Source organism: Streptomyces sp. L2 (assembly GCF_004124325.1).
Classification (GTDB): Bacteria; Actinomycetota; Actinomycetes; order Streptomycetales; family Streptomycetaceae; genus Streptomyces.
Window position 1 is genome coordinate 1,385,862 of sequence record NZ_QBDT01000001.1, and the last position, 25,355, is coordinate 1,411,216.

The following is a 25,355-nucleotide window of genomic DNA, read 5'->3' on the forward strand; positions in this document are numbered from 1 at the left end:
GACAACGTTGTCTGACGAGGGTCAGGGAGGGAATCCGTAGATGCAGCGGAGAACGCGGCACAGAGGAAGTCCGGCGGTCGTCATCACGGCCGCCTTTGTCATGGCCGTCGGGGCCCAGGGCGCGGCGGTGGCCCTGCCCGCGCGGGCCCCGGCGGCCGGCCAGCAGTTCGCCTCCTCGTTCGAGACGGGCGATCCGGCTCCGGACTGGCTGAACACCGTCGACACCGGACCGGACGGCACCAAGCGCGCCTCCGGCGTGGACGGCGGCTACAGCACCGGCATCCCCGGCAATGTCACCGACCATGTGACCGACGTGCGGGCGAGCGGCGAGAACACCGGCGGCGGCGAGGTGAAGGAGAACCTCGTCGACGGAGAGTCCGCCACCAAGTGGCTGACGTTCCAGCCCACCGGCTGGGCCGAGTTCGACCTGGACAAACCCATCGAACTCCAGACGTACGCCCTCACCTCGGCCAACGACTACGCCGAGCGCGACCCGAGGGACTGGACCCTCCAGGGCTCGACGGACGGCAAGGACTGGAAGACCCTCGACACCCGGTCGGGCGAGACCTTCGCCGAGCGGTTCCAGACGAAGTCGTACGACCTCGCCGAGCCGGCCGAGTACCAGCACTTCCGGCTCGACATCACGAAGAACAACGGCGCCTCGAACATCGTGCAGCTCTCCGACGTGCAGTTCTCCATCGGCGGCACGGACAACCCCGTACCCGAGGACATGCTGTCGCTCGTCGACCACGGGCCCAGCGGCTCCCCGACGGCCAAGGCGCGGGCCGGATTCACCGGAAAGCGTGCCCTGCGCTACGCCGGACGGCACACGGCCACCGGCCGGGCGTACTCGTACAACAAGGTCTTCGACGTCAACGTGAAGGTCCACCGCGACACCGGGCTGTCGTACCGGATCTACCCGGCGATGGCCGACGGCGACCGCGACTACGACGCCACGAACGTCTCCGTCGACCTGGCGTTCACCGACGGCACCTACCTCAGCGACCTGGGCGCGACCGACCAGCACGGGTTCCCGCTGTCGCCGCGCGGCCAGGGCGACGCGAAGGTGCTGTACGTCAACCAGTGGAACGACGTGGTCTCTGGGATCGGCTCGGTGGCGGCCGGCAAGACCGTCGACCGGATCCTGCTGGCGTACGACTCCCCCGAGGGGCCGGCGAAGTTCCGCGGCTGGCTCGACGACGTGGCGCTGAAGCGGATGGCGCCCGAACGGCCCAAGGCGCACCTGTCGGACTACGTGCTGACCACGCGCGGGACCAACTCCAGCGGCAGCTTCTCGCGCGGCAACAACTTCCCGGCGACGGCGCTGCCGCACGGCTTCAACTTCTGGACGCCGGTGACCAACGCGTCCTCGCTGAGCTGGCTGTACGAGTACGCGCGCGCGAACAACGACGACAACCTGCCGACGATCCAGGCGTTCAGCGCGAGCCACGAGCCGAGCCCCTGGATGGGTGACCGGCAGACGTTCCAGCTGATGCCGTCCGCCGCCGCCGGTGCCCCGGACACCGGCCGGGACGCGCGGGCGCTGGCCTTCCGGCACGAGAACGAGACCGCGCGGCCGTACTACTACGGCGTGCGGTTCGAGAACGGCCTGAAGGCGGAGATGGCGCCCACCGACCACGCGGCGGCCCTGCGCTTCACCTACCCGGGCGACAACGCGAGCGTCGTCTTCGACAACGTCACCGACCAGGCCGGACTGACCCTGGACAAGGAGCACGGCATCGTCACCGGCTACTCGGACGTGAAGTCCGGGCTGTCCACGGGCGCCACCAGGCTGTTCGTCTACGGCGTCTTCGACAAGCCGGTGACCGGCGGCGACTCGGGCGGCGTCAAGGGCTGGATGCGCTTCGACACGGGCGCGGACCACACGGTCACCCTGCGCCTGGCCACCTCCCTGATCAGCGTCGACCAGGCAAAGGACAACCTCCGCCAGGAGATCCCCGGAGGCACCTCCTTCGACACCGTGAAGCACCGCGCCCAGCGCACCTGGGACCGCCTGCTGGGCAAGGTCGAGGTGCAGGGCGCGACCCCGGACCAGCTGACCACGCTGTACTCCAGCATGTACCGGCTGTACCTGTACCCCAACTCCGGCTTCGAGAAGGTCGGCGGCAAGGACCGGTACGCCTCGCCGTTCTCCCCGATGACCGGGCCGGACACGGCCACGCACACCGGGGCGAAGATCGTCGATGGCACGGTGTACGTCAACAACGGCTTCTGGGACACCTACCGGACCACCTGGCCGGCGTACTCGCTGTTCACGCCGTCCCAGGCCGGCGAGATGGTCGACGGCTTCGTGCAGCAGTACAAGGACGGCGGCTGGACCTCCCGCTGGTCCTCCCCCGGCTACGCCGACCTGATGACCGGCACCTCCTCGGACGTGGCGTTCGCCGACGCCTACGTCAAGGGCGTGCACATGGACGCGAAGGCGGCCTACGACGCGGCGCTGAAGAACGCCACCGTCGTGCCCCCGTCGTCCGGCGTCGGCCGCAAGGGCATGAGCACCTCGCCCTTCCTCGGCTACACCAGCACCGCCACCGGCGAGGGCCTGTCCTGGGCGATGGAGGGCTACGTCAACGACTACGGCATCGCGCGGATGGGCGCGGCCCTCTACAAGAAGACCGGCGAGAAGCACTACCAGGAGGAGTCGGAGTACTTCCTCAACCGGGCGCAGGACTACGTCAAGATGTTCGACCCCAAGGCGGGCTTCTTCCAGGGCCGCGACGCCAAGGGCGACTGGCGCGTGGACTCCGCGAAGTACGACCCGCGCGTGTGGGGCTACGACTACACGGAGACCGACGGCTGGGGCTACGCCTTCACCGCCCCGCAGGACAGCCGGGGCCTGGCCAACCTGTACGGCGGCCGCAAGGGCCTCGGTGACAAGCTCGACGAGTACTTCGCCACCCCGGAGACGGCCTCCCCGGAGTACGTCGGCTCCTACGGCGGTGTCATCCACGAGATGACCGAGGCGCGGGACGTGCGGATGGGCCAGTACGGCCACTCCAACCAGGTCGCGCACCACGTGATCTACATGTACGACGCGGCCGGCGAGCCCTGGAAGGCGCAGGCGAAGGTCCGCGAGGTGCTGTCCCGGCTGTACGTGGGCAGCGAGATAGGCCAGGGCTACCACGGCGACGAGGACAACGGCGAGCAGTCGGCCTGGTACCTGTTCTCCTCGCTCGGCTTCTACCCGCTCGTCATGGGCAGCGGCGAGTACGCGATCGGCTCCCCGCTGTTCAAGAAGGCGACCGTGCACCTGGAGAACGGCCATGACCTGGTCATCAAGGCGCCGCGGAACAGCGCGAAGAACATCTACGTGCAGGGCGTGAAGGTCGACGGGCACCGGTGGACCAAGGCCTCGCTCCCCCACTCGCTGCTGGCCAAGGGCGGCACCATCGAGTTCTCCATGGGCTCCAGGCCGTCGTCGTGGGGCACGGGCAAGGACGCGGCGCCCGTCTCCATCACCCGGGACGACAAGGTGCCCGCCCCGCGCGCGGACCTGCTGAGCGGTCCGGGCGCCCTGTTCGACAACACGTCGGCGACCGACTCGACGGTGACCTCGGTGGACCTGCCGGTGGCCGGTACGGCGAAGCCCGTGCAGTACACCCTGACCTCGTCGGCCGACCACACCAAGGCGCCGGCCGGCTGGACGCTGCAGGGCTCCACGGACGGCACGGCCTGGCACACGCTGGACCAGCGCTCCGGTGAATCGTTCCGCTGGGACCGGCAGACCAGGGCGTTCACCATCGCGCACCCGGGCTCGTACGCCAAGTACCGCCTGGTGCTGGACGGTTCGGCGACGCTGGCGGAGGTGGAGCTGCTGGGCTGACCGGAGGACGGCGAAGGGGGGCGGGCCCGAATCGGGCCCGCCCCCCTCTCGTGTGTCCGGATCGACTGCGCGTCCGGGTCAGTCGGTGGCGAGGGTGAAGACGTGCAGATCGCCGTTGCCCGGGAGGCGTACGCTCGCGATGGTCTTGCCGGCCGGTGCGGTGAACGGCTCGGTGGCGAAGACGTAGGTGGCCACCGGGTCCTTGCCGGCGCCCGCGACATTGCGGTACGCGGTCTTGGCGACGACCTCGTTGCCGTACTGGACGGTGCCGCCCCCGCCGCCGACGGTCCAGTCGGTGAAGGAGAGGTCGGCGGTGGCGGTCGTGCCGTCGGTGTAGGTGACGGTGGCCTTGGCCTGCTGGTTGCCGTTGACCGCGCTGCCGATGAAGGACAACGCGCTCGCGGGCTTGCTCAGTCGGATGGTCTGGCCGGTCGCGGAGGCGTTGTCCGGGCGGCCGGCGGGCGAGTCGGGCCAGGTGAAGCCGAGCCCGTGGACCGTACCGTGGCCGCCCGCGGCGAGGCCGGCCGCGGCGAGGGCCTGGCGGGAGTAGCTCCAGCCGCCGCCGTCGTAGTCCGCCTCGTCGTGTTCGCCGTCGTCGTCGGAGATCCCGGTGTTGTCGTAGGCGGCGAGGAGCGTGCCCGGGGCGGCCACGGTCAGCGACACGGGCTGCTGGTAGGAGCTGTCGCCGGAGGTCACGCTCACCTCGGCGTCGTAGAAGCCCTGGGGGGCGTCCGCGGCGGCGGTGAGGGTGATCTGCCGCGAGCCGTCGGACACCGTGCCCTCGGCGGGCGTGGCCGTGACGCCGGCCGGCGTCCGGACGTGGAACCGCACCTCCGGGCCGGTGCCGCCGCCCATGGACAGCGCGCGGATGGCGATCTTCGTGCTGTCGCCGGGTGCGAGCGTGGCGGACGTGGGGCCGACACCGATCTGGTACGGCTGCTCGCCCTGCCGGAAGGACGGCGGCGGGGCGTCCGCGCCCCAGGTGCGGTCGGGGGTGGTGGACAGGGTGTAGTCGAGCCGGCCGCCGTCCCGGACGAAGGAGGCGGGCAGCCACGGCCGGTCGCTGCTACGGCCGTTGACGCGCAGCGAGTGGATGTACGGCGCGTCGGCCGCGGCTCCCGCGGCGCGGATCGAGATGTCGTTGCCGTGCGGACGGTGGATCTCCACCCGCTCGAACAGCGGTGAGGCCAGGACCAGTTCGGCCCGGGAGGGCACCTGCGGGTACATGCCGAGCGCGGAGAAGACGTACCAGGCCGACATGGCGCCGAGGTCGTCGTTGCCGGGGATGCCGCCGGGCTCGGTGGACCACAGCGTGCCCATGGCCGCGCGGACCGTCTCCTGCGTCTTGTAGGGGGCGCCCGCGTAGTCGTACAGGTAGGGCACGTTGATGGACGGCTCGTTGTCCATCCCGGACTTGGTGCCGCCGCTGCCGCTGAACGCCCAGCTGCCGTCGGCGTTGTGGAAGAAGGTGTCGAGGCGGGCGAGTGCCTTGCCGGTGCCGCCCATCGCCGCGAACAGACCGGCCGGGTTGTGCTGGACCATCCAGGTGTACTGGGCCGCAGTGCCCTCGACGAAGCCGTTGCCGGTGTCCGGGGTGAAGCCGGTCACCCAGCTGCCGTCGGCCTTGCGGTTGGCGATGTACCCGCCGCCCGGGTCGGCCGCGATGTCGAAGTTGTTCTGCCACCACTGGGCGCGCCGGGCGAAGGTGGCCGCCGTCCCCTTCTCCCCCGCCGCGGCGGCCAGTTGGGACAGGGAGAAGTCCGCGGTGGACATCTCCAGGGTCTCGGCGGCGCCGCCCCAGGCGTTGGAGACGCTCGGCATGTAGCGCAGCTTCAGGTACTTGTCGAGCGAGGGCCGCTGGCCCGCCGACAGCACCGGCTTGCCGGCCGGGGACAGGTCCGCCGCCGTCGGCACGGTCGCCGCCTTCACCAGGGAGTGCAGGGCGCCCTTCAGGTCGAAGCCGGTGCCGCCGAAGGCGCGGATGCCGGCCAGCGCGGTCGGTGAGGGGTCGCCGTTCATGACGTGCGTGCCGCTCGCGCCGTGCAGCCAGCGGTCCCAGGTGCCGCCGTTCTGCCGCGCCAGCTCGTACAGCGACTGCGCGATGTCGGAGCCGGTGCGCGGGTCGAGGAGGGTGAGCAGCTGGACCTGGTCGCGGTAGACGTCCCAGCCGGAGAAGGTGCCGTACTGGGCGCGGTGGCCGTGGCCCACCCGGTGCACCTCGCCGTCGCTGCCCCGGTAGCGGCCGTCGGCGTCGCTGATCACGTTCGGGTGCAGCAGGGCGTGGTAGAGGGCGGTGTAGAAGGTGGTGCGCTCGGCGTCCGTGCCGCCGCCGACCCGGATCGCGCCCAGGCGTTCGCGCCAGGCCCGGCGGGCGGCGTTCTCGACCGCGCCGAAGGAACGGCCCTTCGGGTTCTCGGCCTTGAGGTTGGCCTCGGCGGCCCGCTCGCTGACGTAGGAGATGCCGACCTTGACGCCCACCGGGCCGGTACCGGGCGCGAACTGGACATAGCCTCCGACGCCCTTGCCGGCGACGGGCCGCCCGCCGTGCGAGAAGCCCCCGGTGCCGCCGGACGCCGTGCTCGACCCGGGGCTGACCGTGTCGTCCTGCCAGGTGCCGTGAGCGGTGAAGGCGCGGTCGAAGTGGGCGGTGAAGTACAGGGTGTAGTAGGAGCGCTGGCCCTCGGGGTCGAGGTAGCCGCAGAAGTTCCCGGAGGTGACGGAGCCCGAGACGGTCCGCGTCCTCGGGTCGATGCTGACGGTCGAATTCTCCGAGCCGACCTCGGAGTTGGCGGTGCGGATCAGCAGCGAGGCGGGCTTGTCCTCGGGGAAGGTGAAGCGGGCGGAGCCGGTGCGCGCGGTCGCGGTGAGGTCGGCGGTGACCCGGAGGCCAGGCCGACCCGGTAGTGGCCGGGCTCGGCCTTCTCGTCACCGTGCCGGAAGTCGGAGGCGTAGACGGCGTCCTTGGTGTCGCTCGCCGGGGAGGTGGTGACCGCGCCGGCGTACGGGAAGAACGGGATGTCGCCGCTGCCGCCGGCGCAGCCGGTGCCGGACATGTGGGTGAGGCTGAAGCCGCGGATCCGGGTGGCGTCGTACTGGTAGCCGCCGGGCGCCGCGGTGCGGGTGGCGTCGCCTCTGGTGTTCTCCGGGCTCCAGGACAGCATGCCGAAGGGCACGACGGCGCCCGGGAAGACGTCGCCGCCGTTCTTCGTGCCGATCAGCGGATCGACGTACGCCGTCGGGTCCTTGACCGGTTTCGGTGGTGGTGCCGCCGTCGCCGCGAGGGCGGGGGTGGCGCCGCCGGTCGCGAGTACCGCGGCCAGCAGCAGGGACGTGGGTCGAAAACGCATGACGCGGCCCTTCCTCCTTCGGACGGGTCGCGCACCACGGGTCACACAAGCCGCAGGGACAGTAACCCGGGCCGGCGGCGGGGCGGAAGACCTTGAGCGGGTGGGGCACGAACTGGGTTGACATCGTTGTCGGTTGAGGCGGTACAGTCGGGAACGAGAGTGTCAGACAACGTTGTCGCGCCCCGCCTGCTCCGCGAGGACACCTCCCCGGGTCCTCGCGGCCACAAGCCAGCACCATCCGGTCGGGCGGCCGTAGCCGGCCGAGCCCCTTCGCCCGGCCGGCTCGCGGACCCGGCGGCCCTGTGAAGGCCGCCGGGTCCGCCACGAGCGGCCTGTCAGTTGTAGCTGGGCAGGTACTTGTAGCAGTAGTTGTCGCCCCCGTAGTACTGGTCCCCCGCGTACAGCAGGTAGCCGCCGGTGGCCTTGCCGACGATGCCGTCCTTCTTGAGGCCCTCGACGCCCTGGAACCACCGCACCCAGTTGTAGGTGTGCTTGCCCCAGATACCGTCCTCGGCCAGCGGCCGGCCCTTGCCCAGGTCGTGCGCCACGTCGTTGGTCAGGTGCTGGACGCACCAGACGGCGTGCTTGTTGTTGGCATAGCCGTAGCCGACGTAGTGCGCGGACGTCGACGCCTGGGCCGGCACGACGGACGCGCCGATGCCCAACAGGCCCATGGCGGCGACGACGCCCAGCTTCGTGCGTGCGTTCCGGATGCGCATGCGGTTTCCCCCTGTGGCCGTGATCGGTGTCGTTCTGACACCCGGAAACCTACGGGTCCCGCGCCCGCCGCGAATCCGGCGGGGAGTTGACGTCGCCGTCGAACCAGCACGGTAAGGGCGAGCGGTCTGCAACTTCCGCGGTAGACCCGACGGCTTGGCACAGGTACGGCCGAGGGCCGCACCCCCGGGTGGGGATGCGGCCCTCGACAACTGCCGTACCGGACCGCCTGCTTGGGCGGACCGGACCGCTTACTTGCGGATCAGGCTGCGCAGCACGTACTGCAGGATGCCGCCGTTGCGGTAGTAGTCGGCCTCACCGGGGGTGTCGATGCGGACGACCGCGTCGAACTCGACACCGGTGTCGGTGGTGACCTTGACCGTGCTCGGCGTACGGCCCTCGTTCAGCTCGGTGACACCGCTGATGGAGAAGGTCTCCTCACCGGTCAGGCCGAGGGAGTCGGCCGTGGCGCCCTCCGGGAACTGCAGCGGGAGCACGCCCATGCCGATGAGGTTCGAGCGGTGGATGCGCTCGTACGACTCGGCGATGGCCGCCTTCACGCCGAGCAGCGCGGTGCCCTTGGCCGCCCAGTCGCGGGACGAGCCGGAGCCGTACTCCTTGCCGGCCAGGACGACCAGCGGGATGCCCTGCTCGATGTAGTTGCGCGAGGCGTCGTAGATGAAGGAGACCGGACCGCCGTCCTGGGTGAAGTCGCGGGTGTAGCCGCCCTCGGTGCCCGGCGCGATCTGGTTGCGCAGGCGGATGTTGGCGAACGTGCCACGGATCATGATCTCGTGGTTGCCGCGGCGCGAGCCGTAGCTGTTGAAGTCGCGGCGCTCGACGCCGTGCTCCGTCAGGTACTTGCCCGCCGGGGTGTCGGCCTTGATCGCGCCGGCCGGGGAGATGTGGTCGGTGGTGACCGAGTCGCCCAGCTTGGCGAGCACGCGGGCGCCGGAGATGTCCTCGACCGGGGCCGGCTCCATGCCCATGCCCTCGAAGTACGGGGGCTTGCGGACGTAGGTGGACTCGCCGTCCCACTCGAAGGTGTCGCCGGTCGGGATCGGCAGCGCCTGCCACTGGGCGTCGCCCGCGAAGACGTCGGAGTAGGACTTGCTGAACATGTCCTCGCCGATGGCGCCGGCCACGACGTCGTTGACCTCGGCCTCGGTGGGCCAGATGTCCTTCAGGTAGACCGGGTTGCCGTCCTGGTCGGTGCCCAGGGCCTCGCGGGTGATGTCCACCTTCATGGAGCCCGCGATGGCGTACGCGACGACCAGCGGCGGGGAGGCCAGGTAGTTCATCTTGACGTCGGGGTTGATACGGCCCTCGAAGTTCCGGTTGCCGGAGAGGACCGAGGTGACGGCGAGGTCGTGGTCGTTGACGGCCTTGGAGACCTCCTCCGGCAGCGGGCCGGAGTTGCCGATGCAGGTGGTGCAGCCGTAACCGACGAGGTTGAAGCCGAGCTTGTCCAGGTACGGCGTGAGGCCGGCCTTCTCGAAGTAGTCGGTGACGACCTTCGAGCCCGGGGCGAGGGTGGACTTGACCCACGGCTTGCGGGTGAGGCCCTTCTCGACCGCCTTCTTGGCGACCAGGGCGGCGCCGATCATGACGTACGGGTTGGACGTGTTGGTGCAGGAGGTGATGGCCGCGACCGTCACCGCACCGTGGTCCAGCTCGTAGGTCGTGCCGTCGGGGGCGGTGACCGGGACCGGGTTGGACGGGCCGCCGTTCGGGTGGTTGGCCGGGGCGTCGGAGGCCGGGAAGGACTCCTTGCCCGCCTCGTCGGTCTCGTCGACGTAGTTGCGGACGTCCAGCTTGAACTGCTCGGCGGCGTTCGCGAGGACGATGCGGTCCTGCGGGCGCTTCGGGCCGGCGATCGACGGGACGACCGTCGACAGGTCCAGCTCCAGCTTCTCGGAGAAGTCGGGCTCGGCCTTCGGGTCCAGCCAGAGGCCCTGCTCCTTGGCGTACGCCTCGACCAGGGCGACCTGCTGCTCGGAGCGGCCGGTCAGGCGCAGGTACTTCAGCGTCTCGTCGTCGACCGGGAAGATCGCGGCGGTGGAGCCGAACTCCGGCGACATGTTGCCGATGGTGGCGCGGTTGGCGAGGGAGGTGGCGGCCACGCCCTCGCCGTAGAACTCGACGAACTTGCCGACGACGCCGTGCTTGCGCAGCATCTCGGTGATGGTGAGCACCAGGTCGGTGGCGGTGGTGCCGGTGGGCAGCTCGCCGGTGAGCTTGAAGCCGACGACACGCGGGATCAGCATGGAGACCGGCTGGCCGAGCATGGCGGCCTCGGCCTCGATGCCGCCGACGCCCCAGCCGAGGACACCGAGGCCGTTGACCATGGTGGTGTGCGAGTCGGTGCCGACCAGGGTGTCGGGGTACGCCTTGCCGTCGCGGATCATGACGACGCGGGCCAGGTGCTCGATGTTGACCTGGTGGACGATGCCGGTGCCGGGCGGGACGACCTTGAACTCGTCGAACGCGGTCTGGCCCCAGCGCAGGAACTGGTAGCGCTCGCGGTTGCGGCCGTACTCCAGCTCGACGTTCTGCTTGAAGGCGTCGTTGGTGCCGAACTTGTCGGCGATGACGGAGTGGTCGATGACCAGCTCGGCCGGGGCGAGCGGGTTGATCTTCGCCGGGTCACCGCCCAGCTCCTTCACGGCCTCACGCATGGTCGCGAGGTCCACGACGCAGGGCACGCCGGTGAAGTCCTGCATGATCACGCGGGCCGGCGTGAACTGGATCTCCTGGCTGGGCTGCGCCTGCGAGTCCCAGCCACCGAGGGCGCGGATGTGGTCGGCGGTGATGTTCGCGCCGTCCTCCGTGCGGAGCAGGTTCTCCAGCAGGACCTTGAGGCTGTACGGCAGCCGGGCCGAGCCCTCCACCTTGTCCAGCCGGAAGATCTCGTACGACTCGCCGCCCACCTGCAGCGTGCTGCGGGCGTCGAAGCTGTTCGCCGACACGACAGTCTCCTTCATTGATGTGCGCCTACCACCGTCCATCGTGCCGCCACGCCGGCCTGGCCGAACCAGTAAGGTAAGGCTAAGTTAGGCTACCCTTACCCAGCGGGCGGCTACGGTGCGCCTCGGCAGATATCTCGATGTCGAGATAACTCTAGTACATGGGGGCTGGATGGTCATGCCCGACCGGGCCCGGGGGTGCGGTTTCGCCGGTGGCGTGGACCACAGCGGGGGCGATGGCGAGGCGCTCCAGGAACCCCGCGAAGGGGCGGTTTCGGCTCGGCGGCGAGGGAACCCGCAACAACGGGTGACGTGGGACGAAATGAGGAGTATTTCGAACATTCCCCGTGAATCCCTTACCCGGTGACACTACGTCACTCGAACGGACCCCCCAACGGGCGCCATCTCATATCTGAGATAGCCTCAACGCCATGGCAGACGACTACCTCGTACGCATCGGCAGGCTCATCCGTGACGCCCGGCAACACCGGGGCTGGACACAGGCGCAGCTCGCGGAGGCACTCGGCACCAGCCAGAGCGCCGTCAATCGCATCGAGCGCGGCAACCAGAACATCAGTCTTGAGATGATCGCCCGAATCGGTGAAGCCCTGGACAGCGAGATCGTGTCGCTGGGCTACGCGGGCCCGATGCATCTGCGGGTCGTCGGCGGCCGCCGGCTGTCCGGCGCCATCGACGTCAAGACCAGCAAGAACGCGTGTGTCGCCCTGCTGTGCGCCTCGCTGCTGAACAAGGGCCGTACGGTCCTGCGCCGGGTGGCCCGCATCGAGGAGGTGTACCGCCTTCTGGAGGTACTGTCCTCCATCGGTGTCCGCACCCGCTGGATCAACGGCGGGGTCGACCTGGAGCTGGTGCCGCCGGCCGAGCTGGACATGCCGGCGATCGACGCGGAGGCGGCGGTCCGCACCCGCTCGATCATCATGTTCCTCGGCCCCCTGCTGCACCGCGTGGACCACTTCAAGCTGCCGTACGCCGGCGGCTGCGACCTGGGCACGCGGACGATCGAGCCGCACATGATCGCGCTGCGCCGCTTCGGCCTGGAGGTCGCGGCGACCGAGGGCCAGTACCACGCGGTCGTGGACCGCTCGGTCCGCCCGGACCGCCCGATCGTGCTGACCGAGCGGGGCGACACGGTGACGGAGAACGCGCTGCTGGCGGCGGCCCGCCACGACGGCGTGACCGTCATCCGCAACGCCTCCTCCAACTACATGGTCCAGGACCTGTGCTTCTTCCTGGAGGCGCTCGGGGTCCGCGTCGAGGGCATCGGCACCACGACGCTCACCGTGCACGGCGTGCCGAACATCGACGCCGACGTCGACTACTCCCCCTCCGAGGACCCGGTCGAGGCGATGAGCCTGCTCGCGGCGGCCGTGGTGACGGAGTCGGAGCTGACGGTGCGTCGCGTCCCCATCGAGTTCCTGGAGATCGAGCTGGCGGTCCTGGAGGAGATGGGCCTGGACCACGACCGCACCCCGGAGTACGTCGCCGACAACGGCCGCACCCGGCTGGTCGACCTCACGGTCCGCCCCTCCAAGCTGGAAGCCCCGATCGACAAGATCCACCCCATGCCCTTCCCTGGCCTGAACATCGACAACGTCCCGTTCTTCGCGGCGATCGCGGCGGTGGCCCAGGGCAAGACGCTGATCCACGACTGGGTCTACGACAACCGGGCGATCTACCTGACCGACCTCAACCGCCTCGGCGGCCGCCTGCAGCTGCTGGACCCCCACCGCGTCCTGGTCGAGGGCCCGACCCGCTGGCGCGCGGCCGAGATGATGTGCCCCCCGGCCCTCCGCCCCGCGGTGGTCGTCCTGCTGGCGATGATGGCCGCTGAAGGCACGTCCGTCCTGCGCAACGTCTACGTCATCAACCGCGGCTACGAGGACCTGGCGGAACGCCTGAACTCGATCGGGGCGCAGATCGAGATCTTCCGGGACATTTGACGCGGGGATGCCGCCGCACTCTGTCCGACCTGCTGTTCAGCGGGCCAGGACGAGGTCGGCGGCCTCTCTGGGACGTCACGCCTGCGGCGAGCCCGGCAGAGGTTGTCCGTGACCGCCGGCGCGCGGATGACGAACAGGATCCGGCCTTCCAGCGTGCGGGTTCGCTGGACCGCCTCGTTACAGCGCCCGAACAATGGCAAATCGGCATACGGGTTGAAGGGGGCCCGGATGTCGGATCATCCTTGCCACCATGAGTCTCCTCTCCACCTCCTCCGATGTGCCCTTGACGGGCGACTACGGCTACGACTGGGCCTTGGTCGATGTGGAGACGTCGGGTCTCATAGCCCGGCGAGATCGCGTGCTGTCCGTCGCGGTGATCACGATCGGTCCGGACGGCGAGCAGACCGGGGAGTTCTCGACACTGCTGGATCCGGGGTGTGATCCGGGACCGGTGGAGGTGCACGGGCTGACGGTCGAGCGACTACGCGGTGCGCCGACGTTCGACCAGGTGGCCGGGCGAATCGGGGCGATGCTTCAGGACCGGGTCCTGGTCGCCCACAACGCCCAGTTCGACTACGACTTCCTGGCCTGCGAGTTCGCTCGTGCGCGGATGTGGCTGCCGGTGTCGCAGCGGCTGTGCACCCTGGCTTTGAATCGCCAGGTGGATCCGCCGACGGACGACATGAAGCTCGGTACTCTCGCCGCCCATTACGGCGTCCCCCAGCAGCGTGCGCACGATGCGCTGGACGACACCCGAGTGCTGGCCGGGATCCTGCGGGCGTCGCTGCGCGAGGCGGCGCGGCTCGATCTGCCCTTGCCGCTGGTGGCCTGCCCGCCCCGGGCGGAGTCGCAGTTCACGCCGAAGCCACCGAAGACTCCCTGCGCCTACCGCAATCCGGGACGGCTGGCTCCCGGCGGACCGCTCCAGCAGGGGATGAAAGTCGCGATCACTGGTGAGACCGCCCATGCCCGGGCGGAGTTGGTCGGACGGGCGGTCGCCGCCGGGCTGAACATGATGACTTCCGTCAGCCGGCACACCAGCGTGCTGGTCACCAATGAACCGTCGTCCGGTTCGGCAAAGGCCCGACGCGCACTCGGCGAAGGAGTGCCGGTTGTCGACGAGCACGCCTTCCTGAGGCTGTTGGCCGACGTACGGCCGGGGACCGCACATGAGGCGACAGCCCTCATTGTCACCCCCGGGACTGAGGCGGAAGCAGAACCAGTCGTGGGGGTCGCAGAGTCGGCGCCCGCCACGACCTCCGCCGTGCCGACCGCCACAACCTCTGCTGCCCCCGTCCCGGGAGCCGCGGCCCTTCCTGCGGCCGCCCCCGGTGTGTCGGCACCCGCTCCACCCCGACCGGTGCCCACCACCGTTCCCTCGGGCAAGCCTCTGGCCGGGCATCGCGTGCTGGTGCTCGGTGGCGTCCACGCCGATGCCGCGGCGGCTCGCACCCGCGTCGTCGAACTGGGCGGGTCCGCGGCGGTCAACCTGTCCGCCAGCGTCACCGACGTCGTACTCGTGGAGGGAGGGCCGGGCGACCGGCGCATGAGCCGCGTCACCGCCCTCGAACTCCCCGTGCACGGCCTCCACTGGCTCACCGCTCCGACCGCCACCGCCCCGGCTGGGGCGGCGCTCCGGTCTCAGGAGCCGCACGTGCTGTCGAGAGGCGGTGTCATCGACCTGCCCATGCCGCACGGCAGACCCACGCAGGAGTGGTATGTCACCGCAAGCTGGGCCTCGCGGTGCGGCTACGAGATCGACGTCGTCGCCTTTCTCCTCGACGAGGACGAACAGGTCACCTGCGACGAGGACTTCATCTTCTACGGCGCTCCTGAGAGCCCCGCCGGAACGGTGCGACTGCTGACCGGCGGCCCTGCCGAACAGACCATCGCCCTCAACCTGGCATCCCTGCCGCCCGCGACGCGCAAGGTCGTCGTCGCCGCGGCCATTGACGGCGCCGCCACCTTCGGGACGGTCGGTGCGATTCAAATCGGTGCCGCACCCGGTAGCAGCGGGGCACCTCTCGCCTGGGCAACCCTGGACGCCGCCACCACCGAACGCACCATGCTGCTCGCGGAGATCTACCGCAGAGGCCCGGTCTGGCGCCTACGAGCCGTCGGCCAGGGCTATGACCACCGTCTCGACGTCCTCGCACGCGGATACGGAGTCGACATCGCCGACTGAACGCCGGTGCCGGAGACGAAGGGGCGCGCGGGTCTGGGCAAGGAGGCCGGGGGGGGACGCGGTGCGAACGTGGAACGTGGAACAAGGACCGGGCATTGGCATGCTTGACCGGAATCAAAGACGCGGGCTCAGGCCTATGGAAGTTGGACTCCGGACCAGGCATTGACCTCGCACTGTCTGTCGGCATTGTTCCCTGTGGTCACGACTGTGCCGTTGGCGCGCAGGCCGAGGGTGTGCGTTGCACCGGCAGCAACGGCGACGATGTCGCGCCAATCGCTGACTTCGCACTGTCCGTAGTTGTTGTCTCCGGCTCCGAGGACCCGTCCGGACGCTGTGACTCCGATGGTGTGGTAGCTGCCCGCGTCGAGCGCCACCACGTCTTCCCACTCATCGACCGCGCACGCCCCGGTTGCCCGGTCTCCGGTCGCTACTGCCCGTCCGTCGGCTCTGAGGCCGACGGTATGGAGATATCCGGCCGAAATGGCGGCCAGGTCACGCCACCCTTCAACGGCACACTGTCCTCGTCGGTTGTTCCCCGCGGCCAGTGCAATACCGTCCGACCGGACGCCGACCGAGTGCCAGTCACCACACGAGACGGCGACCATCTCGCGCCAGGACCGCACGTCACACTGTCCTTCTGAACCCCTGCCAACTGCCAGCACGCGGCCATTCGCGAGTAGCCCGAGCGTGCGGCGCCAGCCTGCGGCCACGGCCGTGACGCCTCGCCATCCGGCGACATCACATTGCCCATCGCCATTCCACCCTGTTGCCAGCACCGTGCCGTCCGACCGGAGTCCCACCGTATGAGACCTGCCCGTGTTCGTGGCCGCGTGGACGTTGCCGGCTGCCACCGCGACGACGTCTTCCCATCGCTCGACACGACATTCAGCGGCTGCGGTATCGCCCACGGCGAGAACGGATCCGTCCCAGCGCCGTCCTACTGAATGGCGCCTTCCGGCCGCCAGCGCAGACGGGTTGGCGCGCATTCCACCTCCTCAATCCCCCTCATGGTGACAGGTCACAGCGTTGACTGGTCTCGTCCTGGACATCTACAAACAGGTGCCGCCGCGCCCTGCCTGGCCCGTCGCTGTGCGGGTCACGTGCGGGTGCGGTGGGCGGTTCGGGGGCGTTCGCCGGCCGGGGGTGCCGTCAGGGCCAAGGTGCGGTGCGTGCGGCGGAGCATGGTGCGGGCCATGAAGGGGTGGACGCGCTTGACCACGGCCCAGTAGAGGCGCGCGCGGGGGCCGTCGGTCTGGACGGCCGTGCTGAGAGTGACGTGGTGGTCATCGACGAGGATCGAGGCCCGGGCCGTCAGGCCGCCGGTGTTCACGTCCAGGAGCAGTTCGCCGCCCGACCGGGCGAGGACGGGGAAGGTGTTGCGCAGGATGCCCGTCCAGGCCGCCGGGTCGCGTGGCAGGCCGGGCAGGAGTTCCATGCGGTACGCGTCCTCGTAGTCGGTACGGTCGAGGCCGGTGCGGAGCAGCCGGGCCGCCGGTGGTGTGGTGACGGTTTCGGGCCGGGCCCAGCCGAGTCCGTGGAGCAGGCGTACCCACGGTGACCAGCGGGTGGGGCGGGCGACGCCGCCGGCCGCCGCTCGCTCGATGTTGTCGAAGATCTCCTCGATCATGGTGTCGTGTATGGGCCGTATGACGCACATCCATGAGAGACGGACGAGGCCGTGCGCCTCGCATACGAGGACATGGCGCACCCGGCAGCGTTCCGCGCCCAGCGGTGCGACCGTGAACTCGTGATAGCCGTCGAGGCCGCCTCCCGGCGGGGTGTCGAAGCGGACTCGGCGCCCGGGGTCGTACGCCGTGACGTGGTAGCGGATCCGGCCGTGCCCGCCGTCCGCGCCCACGGCGAGCGGGCCGTCGAGGCGCATGCGCGGCCAGGCCGGGGCCGGGAAGAGCGGGTCGTCCGCGGCGGAGAGGCGGTCGAGCAGCGCGCCGACGGCCTCGGCGGGGGCCTCGATCACGCGCTCGTGGACATTGCGTACCGCAGTCATCGGGCACCTCCATACGCTACCGTACGGTCGACCATACGGTAGCGTACGGTCATGGTGCAACGGCAGCAACGGCAGCAACGGCAGGACAGGAAAGCCCGGTTGACCGCTCAGGACTGGGCGGACGCCGCACTGGCCGCGATCCGCGAGGGCGGTGTCGCGGCCGTCGCCGTCGAGCCCCTCGCGGCCCGGCTCGGCACCACCAAGGGCAGCTTCTACTGGCACTTCGCCAACCGGGACGCCCTCGTCGACGCGGCTCTCGACCGCTGGGAACAGATCAGTACCGAGGGCACCATCAGCGAGGTCGAGGCGGAACCGGACCCCGCGGAACGGATCCGCCGGCTCTTCACCGAAGCCGTCGCGTCGGCCACGGCCGACCCGCTCGACGTCGCCCTGCTCGCCACCGCGACACACCCCCAGGTGGCGGCGGCCATGCGGCGAGTGACCGAGCGCAGGGTGGCCTACCTCGGCCGGCTCTTCGCCGGCCTCGGATTCCCCGAACCGGAGGCCCGCCGCCGGGCGCTGCTCGCCTACACCGTCTATCTCGGCCACGCCCAACTCGGACACGCGGTGCCCTCGGTCCTGCCCCCGGAGGAGGGCGGGGAACTCCGCGCCTACCTCAGCGAGGCACTCGAAGCTCTGATGACGCGCCCAACAGGTCCAACGCGTCCACCCGCCGATCGGTGATCTCAAAAGGAATGCGGGGGCGAGAATATCCGGTGCGTCGCACATGCGATGAGATCGCGCCTCCATTCCTCGCAGATGCTGGCCGGGCCGAGGGAATCGCGTGGCGCGCCTGCCGGGGGTTCGGCGCCGGGCGGGGGCCTACCGGCCAGTGGGAAGGCAAGGGGCGACCGCCGGACCTTGACCGGTGGGCCCGGGCCATCGTATTTTCAAACGAACCGACTCGAGAGCTGCCCGGAAGGAGGCGAAGTCGGATGTCGATCATCTCCGACCTGCATCGCCTCGCGCAGCGGACCGTCTGGGTCCCGGGTCGTGTCGCACACGGCTGCTGAACAGCCTTTCCCGGAGCGCCCGATGAGGGGCCCCGGTCTTTTCTGATCTCTTTCACCCGCCGGCGGCACGCCGTTCCGTGCTGATTTCTGCCCGGGTTCTCAACGCTTCAGCCTCGCCACCGAATAAGAAAGCCCCTGAAATGGCGACCAGCATCTTTTGTACGCCCGCGCTCCGAAATGAGGATGTGCCATGGTAGCGGCGCGGATCACGGTCAATGGGAAGACGGCGCCGATCGCCCCGGCCGCACCCCATACGACGGTTCTCGACTTCCTGCGTGAGCGTGGGCTCACCGGGACCAAGGAAGGCTGTGCCGAGGGCGAGTGCGGTGCCTGTTCGGTCCTCGTGGCCCGGCCCGGGGTGAACAAGCCCACCGACTGGGTGGCGATCAACGCCTGCCTGGTTCCGGTGGCCTCCCTCGACGGTCAGGAGATCGTCACCGCCGAGGGCCTCGCCACCCCCGGTGAGGCCGGTACGGCGCCGACCCTGCACCCGGTGCAGGAGGAGATGGCGGTCCGCGGCGGCTCCCAGTGCGGCTACTGCACGCCGGGGTTCGTCTGCAGCATGGCCGCCGAGTACTACCGGCCCGGCCGGTGCGCGCACGCCGGCGAGGGCGCCGAGCCGGCCGACGGCGGTGACGCCGAGCACGGTCCGAACGGGTTCGACCTGCACTCGCTGAGCGGCAACCTGTGCCGCTGCACCGGGTACCGCCCGATCCGCGACGCCGCCTTCGCCGTGGGGGAGCCCACCGAGGACGACCCGCTGGCGCTGCGCCGCGAGGAGGCCGCGCCGGAGCCGGTCGCCACCGAATACGCCCAGGACGACAGCGTGTTCGTACGTCCGGACAGCCTGGCCGAGGCGACGCGGCTGCTGCGCGAGCGGCCCGACGCGGTCGTGGTCGCCGGCAGCACCGACTGGGGCGTGGAAGTCAACATCCGGGCGCGGCGGGCGAGTTGTGTCGTCGCCGTCGACCGGCTGCCCGAACTGCGCGGGCTGCGCGTGGAGCCGGACCACATCGAGATCGGTGCGGCGCAGACGCTCACCGAGATCGAGCGGCGCCTGGACGGCAGCGTGCCGCTGCTGGCGGAGCTGTTCCCGCAGTTCGCGTCGCGGCTCATCCGCAACAGCGCGACCCTCGGCGGCAACCTGGGTACCGGCTCCCCCATCGGTGACAGCCCGCCGGTGCTGCTCGCGCTGGAGGCGTCGCTGGTCCTCGCCGACGCCGACGGTGAGCGGGTGGTCCCGCTGGCCGACTACTTCACCGGGTACCGGCAGAGCGTGCGCCGCCCCGGCGAGTTGATCCGCGCGGTGCGGATCCCGCTGCCGCTGGCCCCGGTCACCGCCTTCCACAAGATCGCCAAGCGGCGCTTCGACGACATCTCCAGCGTGGCGGTCGCGTTCGCGCTGGACATCGAGGACGGGATCGTCCGCAAGGCCCGTATCGGCCTGGGCGGCGTGGCCGCCACCCCGATCCGCGCCCTGGCCGCCGAGGCGGCGCTGGAGGGCAAGCCGTGGGTGACCGAGACCGTCGAGGCCGCGGCCGAGGTGCTGCGGGCCCAGGGCACCCCGATGAACGACCACCGTGCCAGCGCCGGCTACCGCGCCGCGATGCTCGGCCAGAGCCTGCTGAAGCTGTACGCACAGACCCCTGAGGCGGTGTCGTCATGAGCCATCTGTCCGAGCGTCCCGAGAAGCCCGTCGTCGGTGTCGCGATGCCGCACGAGAGCGCCGGCCTGCACGTCACCGGCACCGCGCTCTACACCGACGACCTGGTGTACCGCACCAAGGACGTCCTGCACGCCTACCCGGTGCAGGTGATGAAGGCCCACGGCCGGATCACCGCCCTGCGCACCGAACCGGCGCTGGCCGTGCCCGGTGTGGTGCGCGTGCTGACCAAGGCCGACGTGCCCGGTGTCAACGACGCCGGCATGAAGCACGACGAGCCGCTGTTCCCCGACGAGGTCATGTTCCACGGCCACGCCGTCGCCTGGGTGCTCGGCGAGACCGTCGAGGCGGCCCGGCTCGGCGCGGCGGCCGTGGAGGTGGAGCTGGACGAGCTGCCCTCCCTGGTCACACTGCAGGACGCGATCGCGGCGGACAGCTACCACGGCGCCCGGCCGGTGATGGTGACCGGCGACGTCGACGCCGGCTTCGCCGACTCCGCGCACGTGTTCAGCGGCGAGTTCCAGTTCTCCGGGCAGGAGCACTTCTACCTGGAGACGCACGCCTCGCTGGCCCAGATCGACGAGAACGGGCAGGTGTTCATCCAGAGCAGCACCCAGCACCCGTCGGAGACCCAGGAGATCGTCGCGCACATCCTGGGCGTGCCCTCGCACGAGGTGACGGTGCAGTGCCTGCGGATGGGCGGCGGCTTCGGCGGCAAGGAGATGCAGCCGCACGGGTTCGCGGCCATCGCCGCGCTCGGCGCCAAGCTGACCGGCCGCCCGGTCCGGTTCCGGCTCAACCGGACCCAGGACCTGACGATGTCCGGCAAGCGGCACGGGTTCCACGCCCAGTGGAAGATCGGCTTCGACGCGGAGGGCCGTATCCAGGCGCTGGACGCCACCCTGGTCGCCGACGGCGGCTGGAGCCTGGACCTGTCCGAGCCGGTGCTGGCCCGCGCGCTGTGCCACATCGACAACACGTACTGGATCCCCAACGCGCGCGTCGCCGGCCGGATCGCCAAGACCAACACCGTCTCCAACACCGCCTTCCGGGGCTTCGGCGGCCCGCAGGGCATGCTGGTGATGGAGGACATCCTGGGCCGCTGCGCGCCGCTGCTCGGCCTGGACCCGATGGAGCTGCGGGAGCGCAACTTCTACCAGCCGGGCCAGGGCCAGACGACGCCGTACGGCCAGCCGGTCACCCAACCCGAGCGGATCTCCGCCATCTGGCGCCAGGTCCAGGACGACGCGGGCATCGCCGACCGCAAGCGCGAGATCGCCGCCTTCAACGCCGCGCACCCGCACACCAAGCGGGCGCTGGCGGTCACCGGCGTCAAGTTCGGCATCTCGTTCAACCTCACCGCCTTCAACCAGGGCGGCGCGCTGGTGCTGATCTACAAGGACGGCTCGGTCCTGATCAACCACGGCGGCGCCGAGATGGGCCAGGGCCTGCACACCAAGATGCTCCAGGTGGCCGCGACCACGCTGGGCATCCCGCTGCACAAGGTGCGCATCGCTCCGACGCGTACCGACAAGGTGCCCAACACCTCCGCCACGGCGGCCAGTTCGGGCGCGGACCTGAACGGCGGCGCGGTGAAGAACGCCTGCGAGCAGCTGCGCGAGCGGCTGCTGCAGGTGGCCGCCACGCAGCTGGGCGCGAGCGCCTCGGACGTGCGCATCGTCGAGGGTGTCGCGCGCGCCCTGGGCAGCGACAAGGAGCTGGCCTGGGACGAACTGGTGCACACCGCGTACTTCCAGCGGGTGCAGCTGTCGGCGGCCGGTTTCTACCGGACCGAGGGTCTGCACTGGGACGCGCAGGCGTTCCAGGGCTCGCCGTTCAAGTACTTCGCGCACGGCGCCGCCGCGACCGAGGTGGAGGTGGACGGCTTCACCGGTGCCTACCGCATCCGGCGGGTGGACATCGTGCACGACGTCGGCGACAGCCTCTCCCCGCTGATCGACATCGGTCAGGTCGAGGGCGGTTTCGTGCAGGGCGCGGGCTGGCTCACGCTGGAGGACCTGCGCTGGGACACCGGTGACGGCCCGAACCGGGGCCGGCTGCTGACCCAGGCGGCGAGCACGTACAAGCTGCCGAGCTTCTCGGAGATGCCCGAGGAGTTCAACGTCACGCTGCTGGAGAACGCCACCGAGGAGGGGGCGGTGTTCGGCTCCAAGGCGGTCGGTGAGCCGCCGCTGATGCTGGCGTTCTCGGTGCGGGAGGCGCTGCGGCAGGCCGCGGCGGCGTTCGGGCCGGCCGGTGTCAGCCTGGAGCTGGCCTCCCCGGCGACCCCGGAGGCCGTGTACTGGGCGGTCGAGGCGGCCCGCCGCGCCGACGTCCACGAGGGCGGCGGGGTCCCCGCCGCCGATGCCCTGAGCCATGCCTGACATGACCTGGGTCGCCGCGGTCGCGCGGTTGCGGGCCCGCCGGGAACCCGGCGTGCTCGTGACCGTCGCGGCCGTGCGCGGTCACGCGCCCCGCAAGGCCGGCGCCAAGCTGGTGGTGGGCCGGACCGAGGCGTGGGGTTCCATCGGCGGCGGCAACATCGAGGCCGTCGCGATCGACCGGGCCCGCGAGCTGATGGGCGCGCCCGGTCCGGAGCCGGAGCTGATGGAGTTCAAGCTCAACGACAAGGTGACCAACCGGCACGGGGTGCAGTGCTGCGGCGGGGCGGTCTCCGTCCTGCTGGAGCCGCTGCCCGTGGTGCCGGCGGTCGCGGTGTTCGGCGTCGGGCACGTCGGGCTGGAGCTGGCCCGCATCCTGGCCCGGCACAACCTCGATCTGCACCTGGTCGACAGCCGGTCCGACATGCTCACCGACGAGCGGCTCGGGGTGCTGCTCTCGGACGCGGTCGCCGAGGTCCGGGTGCACCACACGCCGCTGCTCCCGGAGGAGGTGCTTCAGGAGCTGGCGCCCGGCACCCACGTCCTGATCATGACGCACGACCACGCGGAGGACGCCGCGCTGGCGGACGCCGCCCTGCGCACCGACGGGCTCGGCTCGATCGGGCTGATCGGCTCGGCCGCGAAGTGGGCGCGGTTCCGGCACCGGCTGGCCACCGAGGGCGGCCACGACGACGCCGCCATCGACCGGATCAAGACCCCGATCGGGCTGGACGGCATCACCGGCAAGGAGCCCGCCACGATCGCGGTGAGCGTCGCGGCGGACCTGCTGCGGACCTTCGAACAGGCCGGCCGCTGAGCGCTGCCGCCCGGCGTTTGTAGAAGTCTACGAATACCCGGTTCCAGCCTGCGGGGTTTTCAGTTTTTCCACCCCTAGCTGACACCCCTCGTTTACCTGTGTACTCCTCACACAAGCAACGAGTCGAGCAGCGAAGCTGCGGGCACCCGCGAGGCCGTGGTGCCCCACTTGTCGCCCCGCGAGCGGTGTCCCGCACGGCAGAGCATCCGGGGAGATCCCCACCGTATTCCGAGAAGGAGTGACCGTGACCGCGCACACCGAAGAGACCAGCCTCCAGGAACTGCAGCACGCCTGGATGGAAGAGGCGATCAGAGTGGCCACGAACAGCGTGAAGAACGGCGGCGGTCCGTTCGGCGCCCTGATCGCCAAGGACGGCGAGGTCGTCGCGCTGGGGAACAACCAGGTCACCGCGACCCTGGACCCGACGGCGCACGCCGAGGTCAGCGCGATGCGGGCCGCCTGCAAGGAGCTGGACACCTTCTCGCTGGAGGGCTGTGTCCTGATCACGTCGTGCGAGCCGTGTCCGATGTGCCTGTCCTCGGCGCTGTGGGCGCGGGTCGACGCGATCGTGTACGCCGCCGACCGGCACGACGCCGCGGTGGCCGGATTCGACGACCGCAAGTTCTACGACCTGTTCGACAAGAAGCCCCAGTCGATGTGGCCCACGCGGGTCGAGCACCTGGACCTGCCGAACCGCACGGCGCCGTTCGACGCGTGGCTGGCCAAGTCGGACCGCATCGACTACTGAGCATCGGCTGCCGATCATCGGCTACTGAGCATCGGCCGCTGAGCCCGGTGCGCGACTGATCTGCGGGTGTCACTCTGCGTGAGGGGCTGGGGCGGGAACTTCCCGGCCCCTTCGCGCGTTGCGGAGAACGACCTGATCGTTCGATGTGTGACACGACGGCGTGCCGTCGTCGGGGGAAGTGGGCAAGCCATGGCCATGGTGGGGCTGTTCTGGATCGCCGAGGGCGACGTGTACGTGGGCGCGAAGCCGGCCGGCCTGGCCCCCGGGGTGCGCCTGACTCCTGAGGCCGTGCTGGGGCTCGGGGACGGACAGTCCGGGCTGCACCTGTGGGAGGACGTGCGCGCCCTGACCGTGACGGACGTCCCCGTGAAGACCCTGAGACGGCAGGTCGGCGCGGTCACGGGCCTGGCGCTGGACACGGTGAAGGAGCTGGCCCTGCCCATGGGCCACGGCCGGGTGGACGAGGCCCCGCCGATGATGACGGTCCGCGTCGGCACCGCCGCCGGTGAGCACGAGCTGTCCGCGTACTCCGCCGCGGCCGTCGGCTACTCCCCCACCGAGACCGATCTCTCGCTCACCCTCCTGTCCCGCCTCACGGAAGGCGCCGCCACGATGGCCACGACGCTCGCGGAGATGGCGGAGTGGGGCCGCGCGTGGGAGGGCGGTTCGCCCCGGACGGCGGAACGGGAGCGCCTGCTGCGGTCCTGGGCGGGCTGAACCCGGCCGGCGGCCGTCCTGTCAGCGGGTCAGACGGCCGCGCCCGACCTTCGTTGCGCCTGTTCGAACTCGGTCACCGGGTCGCCCGCGGTCTGCCAGGGCCAGGCGGTGACGATGCCGCCCAGGGTCTCGAAGACCGGGCGGGCCTCGTGGCGGCGGTCGGCGGCCATCAGGGCGTAGGCGAGGAGGTTGAGGTCGGCCGTCGCGCCGGCGTGGCGGAGGAAGCCGGGCTGGGCCCAGCCGTGCGCGGCGCGGTCGAGGGCCGCCGCGGCCGCGGTCTGGGACCAGTGGTTGCGGGCCACCAGCGCCTCGAATCCGCCGCGGGCGAGCACCGCGTGGTAGTGCAGGACCTGCGCGGTCAACTCGATGCCCGCGCAAGGAGCGTTGGCCGGCATGCGGGCGCGCAGGGCGTCCACGAAGTCCAGGACCTGGATACGGGAGCCCGCCTCCTCCGGGGTGAGGTAGCTCAGCATGTTGAGGTACGCCTCGCGGTTCCAGCGGTCGCGGGCGAGGATCTCGTTCCACACGCCGAACACCTGGGGCTGCTCCCAGCGTTCGAGGCGTGCCACGCCCAGCAGGGCCACCCAGGGGGTGGGGTCCTCGGGGGCGATGTCGGCGGCGCGCAGGCAGGTGTCCACGGCGCCGGCCGGGTCCTCCAGCCGGCCCTGGGTGCGGCCGTGGGCCACCTGGGTCCAGGTGTGCAGGACGAGTGCGCCGGGGTTGCGTGGTTCGCGGCCGGCCCAGGCGCGGGCCAGCTGGGTGGCGGACAGGTAGTCCGCCAGCACGGCCATGCGGTGGGTGCGGCGGTCCCAGTCGTCCGTGTCCTGGTCCAGGAGCCGGGATATCTGGGCCACGCACAGGTCGGTCGTCGCGATCATGCCGGTCTTCGTCGTCGCCAGGAGGGACTTCAGGAGCTTGCCGAGGTCCTGGTCGTCGAGTTCGGGGGCGAGCCGCACTTTTCTGCGACGGCCGGAAAGAAATGCCATGCCCG

14 protein-coding genes and 1 pseudogene are annotated in these 25,355 nt (G+C 70.6%); 9 read left to right on the forward strand and 6 right to left on the reverse strand.

The window, feature by feature from the left end:
• Positions 1–40 precede the first annotated feature (40 nt).
• Complete coding sequence (locus tag DBP14_RS05935; RefSeq protein WP_206739209.1) at positions 41–3,844, forward strand: GH92 family glycosyl hydrolase; 3,804 nt, start codon at positions 41–43, stop codon at positions 3,842–3,844.
• A 78-nt stretch (positions 3,845–3,922) separates the two neighbouring features.
• Here DBP14_RS05935 and DBP14_RS05940 read toward each other — a convergent pair.
• From DBP14_RS05940 to acnA, 3 genes and pseudogenes are all read right to left on the reverse strand, one after another.
• Positions 3,923–7,191 (reverse strand): annotated as a pseudogene (locus DBP14_RS05940) (GH92 family glycosyl hydrolase).
• Positions 7,192–7,526: 335 nt separating this feature from the next.
• Complete coding sequence (locus DBP14_RS05945; RefSeq protein ID WP_129305987.1) at positions 7,527–7,910, reverse strand: peptidoglycan-binding protein; 384 nt, start codon at positions 7,908–7,910, stop codon at positions 7,527–7,529.
• 249 nt (positions 7,911–8,159) lie between these two features.
• Entirely contained in the window at positions 8,160–10,877 is a 2,718-nt protein-coding gene (gene acnA / locus DBP14_RS05950; RefSeq protein ID WP_129305988.1) for an aconitate hydratase AcnA, read from the reverse strand.
• Positions 10,878–11,305: 428 nt separating this feature from the next.
• On the opposite strand from acnA, the gene DBP14_RS05955 reads away from it, so the two are divergent.
• Both DBP14_RS05955 and DBP14_RS05960 read left to right on the forward strand, forming a co-directional pair.
• Positions 11,306–12,835 (forward strand): UDP-N-acetylglucosamine 1-carboxyvinyltransferase, encoded by a 1,530-nt coding sequence (locus tag DBP14_RS05955; RefSeq protein ID WP_129305989.1) that lies wholly within the window; start codon positions 11,306–11,308, stop codon positions 12,833–12,835.
• A gap of 250 nt (positions 12,836–13,085) precedes the next feature.
• The gene (locus tag DBP14_RS05960) at positions 13,086–15,020 is read left to right on the forward strand and encodes a TerD family protein (protein ID WP_129305990.1); all 1,935 of its coding nucleotides are present in this window, start codon (positions 13,086–13,088) and stop codon (positions 15,018–15,020) included.
• 134 nt (positions 15,021–15,154) lie between these two features.
• Here DBP14_RS05960 and DBP14_RS05965 read toward each other — a convergent pair whose 3' ends face one another.
• On the reverse strand, positions 15,155–16,006 hold the full coding sequence (locus tag DBP14_RS05965; protein WP_129305991.1) for a chromosome condensation regulator: 852 nt from the start codon (positions 16,004–16,006) through the stop codon (positions 15,155–15,157).
• Positions 16,007–16,116: 110 nt separating this feature from the next.
• Positions 16,117–17,025: a DUF2867 domain-containing protein gene (locus tag DBP14_RS05970; RefSeq protein ID WP_129305992.1), complete on the reverse strand. Its 909-nt coding sequence runs from the start codon at positions 17,023–17,025 to the stop codon at positions 16,117–16,119.
• Positions 17,026–17,076: 51 nt separating this feature from the next.
• Here DBP14_RS05970 and DBP14_RS05975 point away from each other — a divergent pair, with 51 nt between their 5' ends.
• The 6 genes from DBP14_RS05975 (at position 17,077) to DBP14_RS06000 (ending at position 24,364) form a co-directional block, all read left to right on the forward strand.
• On the forward strand, positions 17,077–17,709 hold the full coding sequence (locus tag DBP14_RS05975; protein ID WP_129305993.1) for a TetR/AcrR family transcriptional regulator: 633 nt from the start codon (positions 17,077–17,079) through the stop codon (positions 17,707–17,709).
• A 519-nt stretch (positions 17,710–18,228) separates the two neighbouring features.
• Positions 18,229–19,704 (forward strand): FAD binding domain-containing protein, encoded by a 1,476-nt coding sequence (locus tag DBP14_RS05980; protein WP_129305994.1) that lies wholly within the window; start codon positions 18,229–18,231, stop codon positions 19,702–19,704.
• A complete protein-coding gene (xdhB, locus tag DBP14_RS05985) occupies positions 19,701–22,085 on the forward strand; it encodes a xanthine dehydrogenase molybdopterin binding subunit (RefSeq protein ID WP_129305995.1) in 2,385 nt (794 codons plus the stop codon). The genes DBP14_RS05980 and xdhB overlap by 4 nt, the downstream gene beginning before the upstream one ends.
• Before the next feature lies 1 nt (position 22,086).
• Positions 22,087–22,899: a xanthine dehydrogenase accessory protein XdhC gene (gene xdhC / locus DBP14_RS05990; RefSeq protein WP_129311704.1), complete on the forward strand. Its 813-nt coding sequence runs from the start codon at positions 22,087–22,089 to the stop codon at positions 22,897–22,899.
• A 244-nt stretch (positions 22,900–23,143) separates the two neighbouring features.
• Positions 23,144–23,647, forward strand: coding sequence for a nucleoside deaminase (locus DBP14_RS05995; protein ID WP_129305996.1), 504 nt, complete (start codon positions 23,144–23,146; stop codon positions 23,645–23,647).
• 189 nt (positions 23,648–23,836) lie between these two features.
• Entirely contained in the window at positions 23,837–24,364 is a 528-nt protein-coding gene (locus DBP14_RS06000; protein WP_129305997.1) for a hypothetical protein, read from the forward strand.
• A 29-nt stretch (positions 24,365–24,393) separates the two neighbouring features.
• Here DBP14_RS06000 and DBP14_RS06005 read toward each other — a convergent pair whose 3' ends face one another.
• Positions 24,394–25,350, reverse strand: a complete 957-nt coding sequence (locus DBP14_RS06005; protein WP_241740819.1) for a hypothetical protein — start codon at positions 25,348–25,350, stop codon at positions 24,394–24,396.
• Positions 25,351–25,355: the final 5 nt, after the last annotated feature.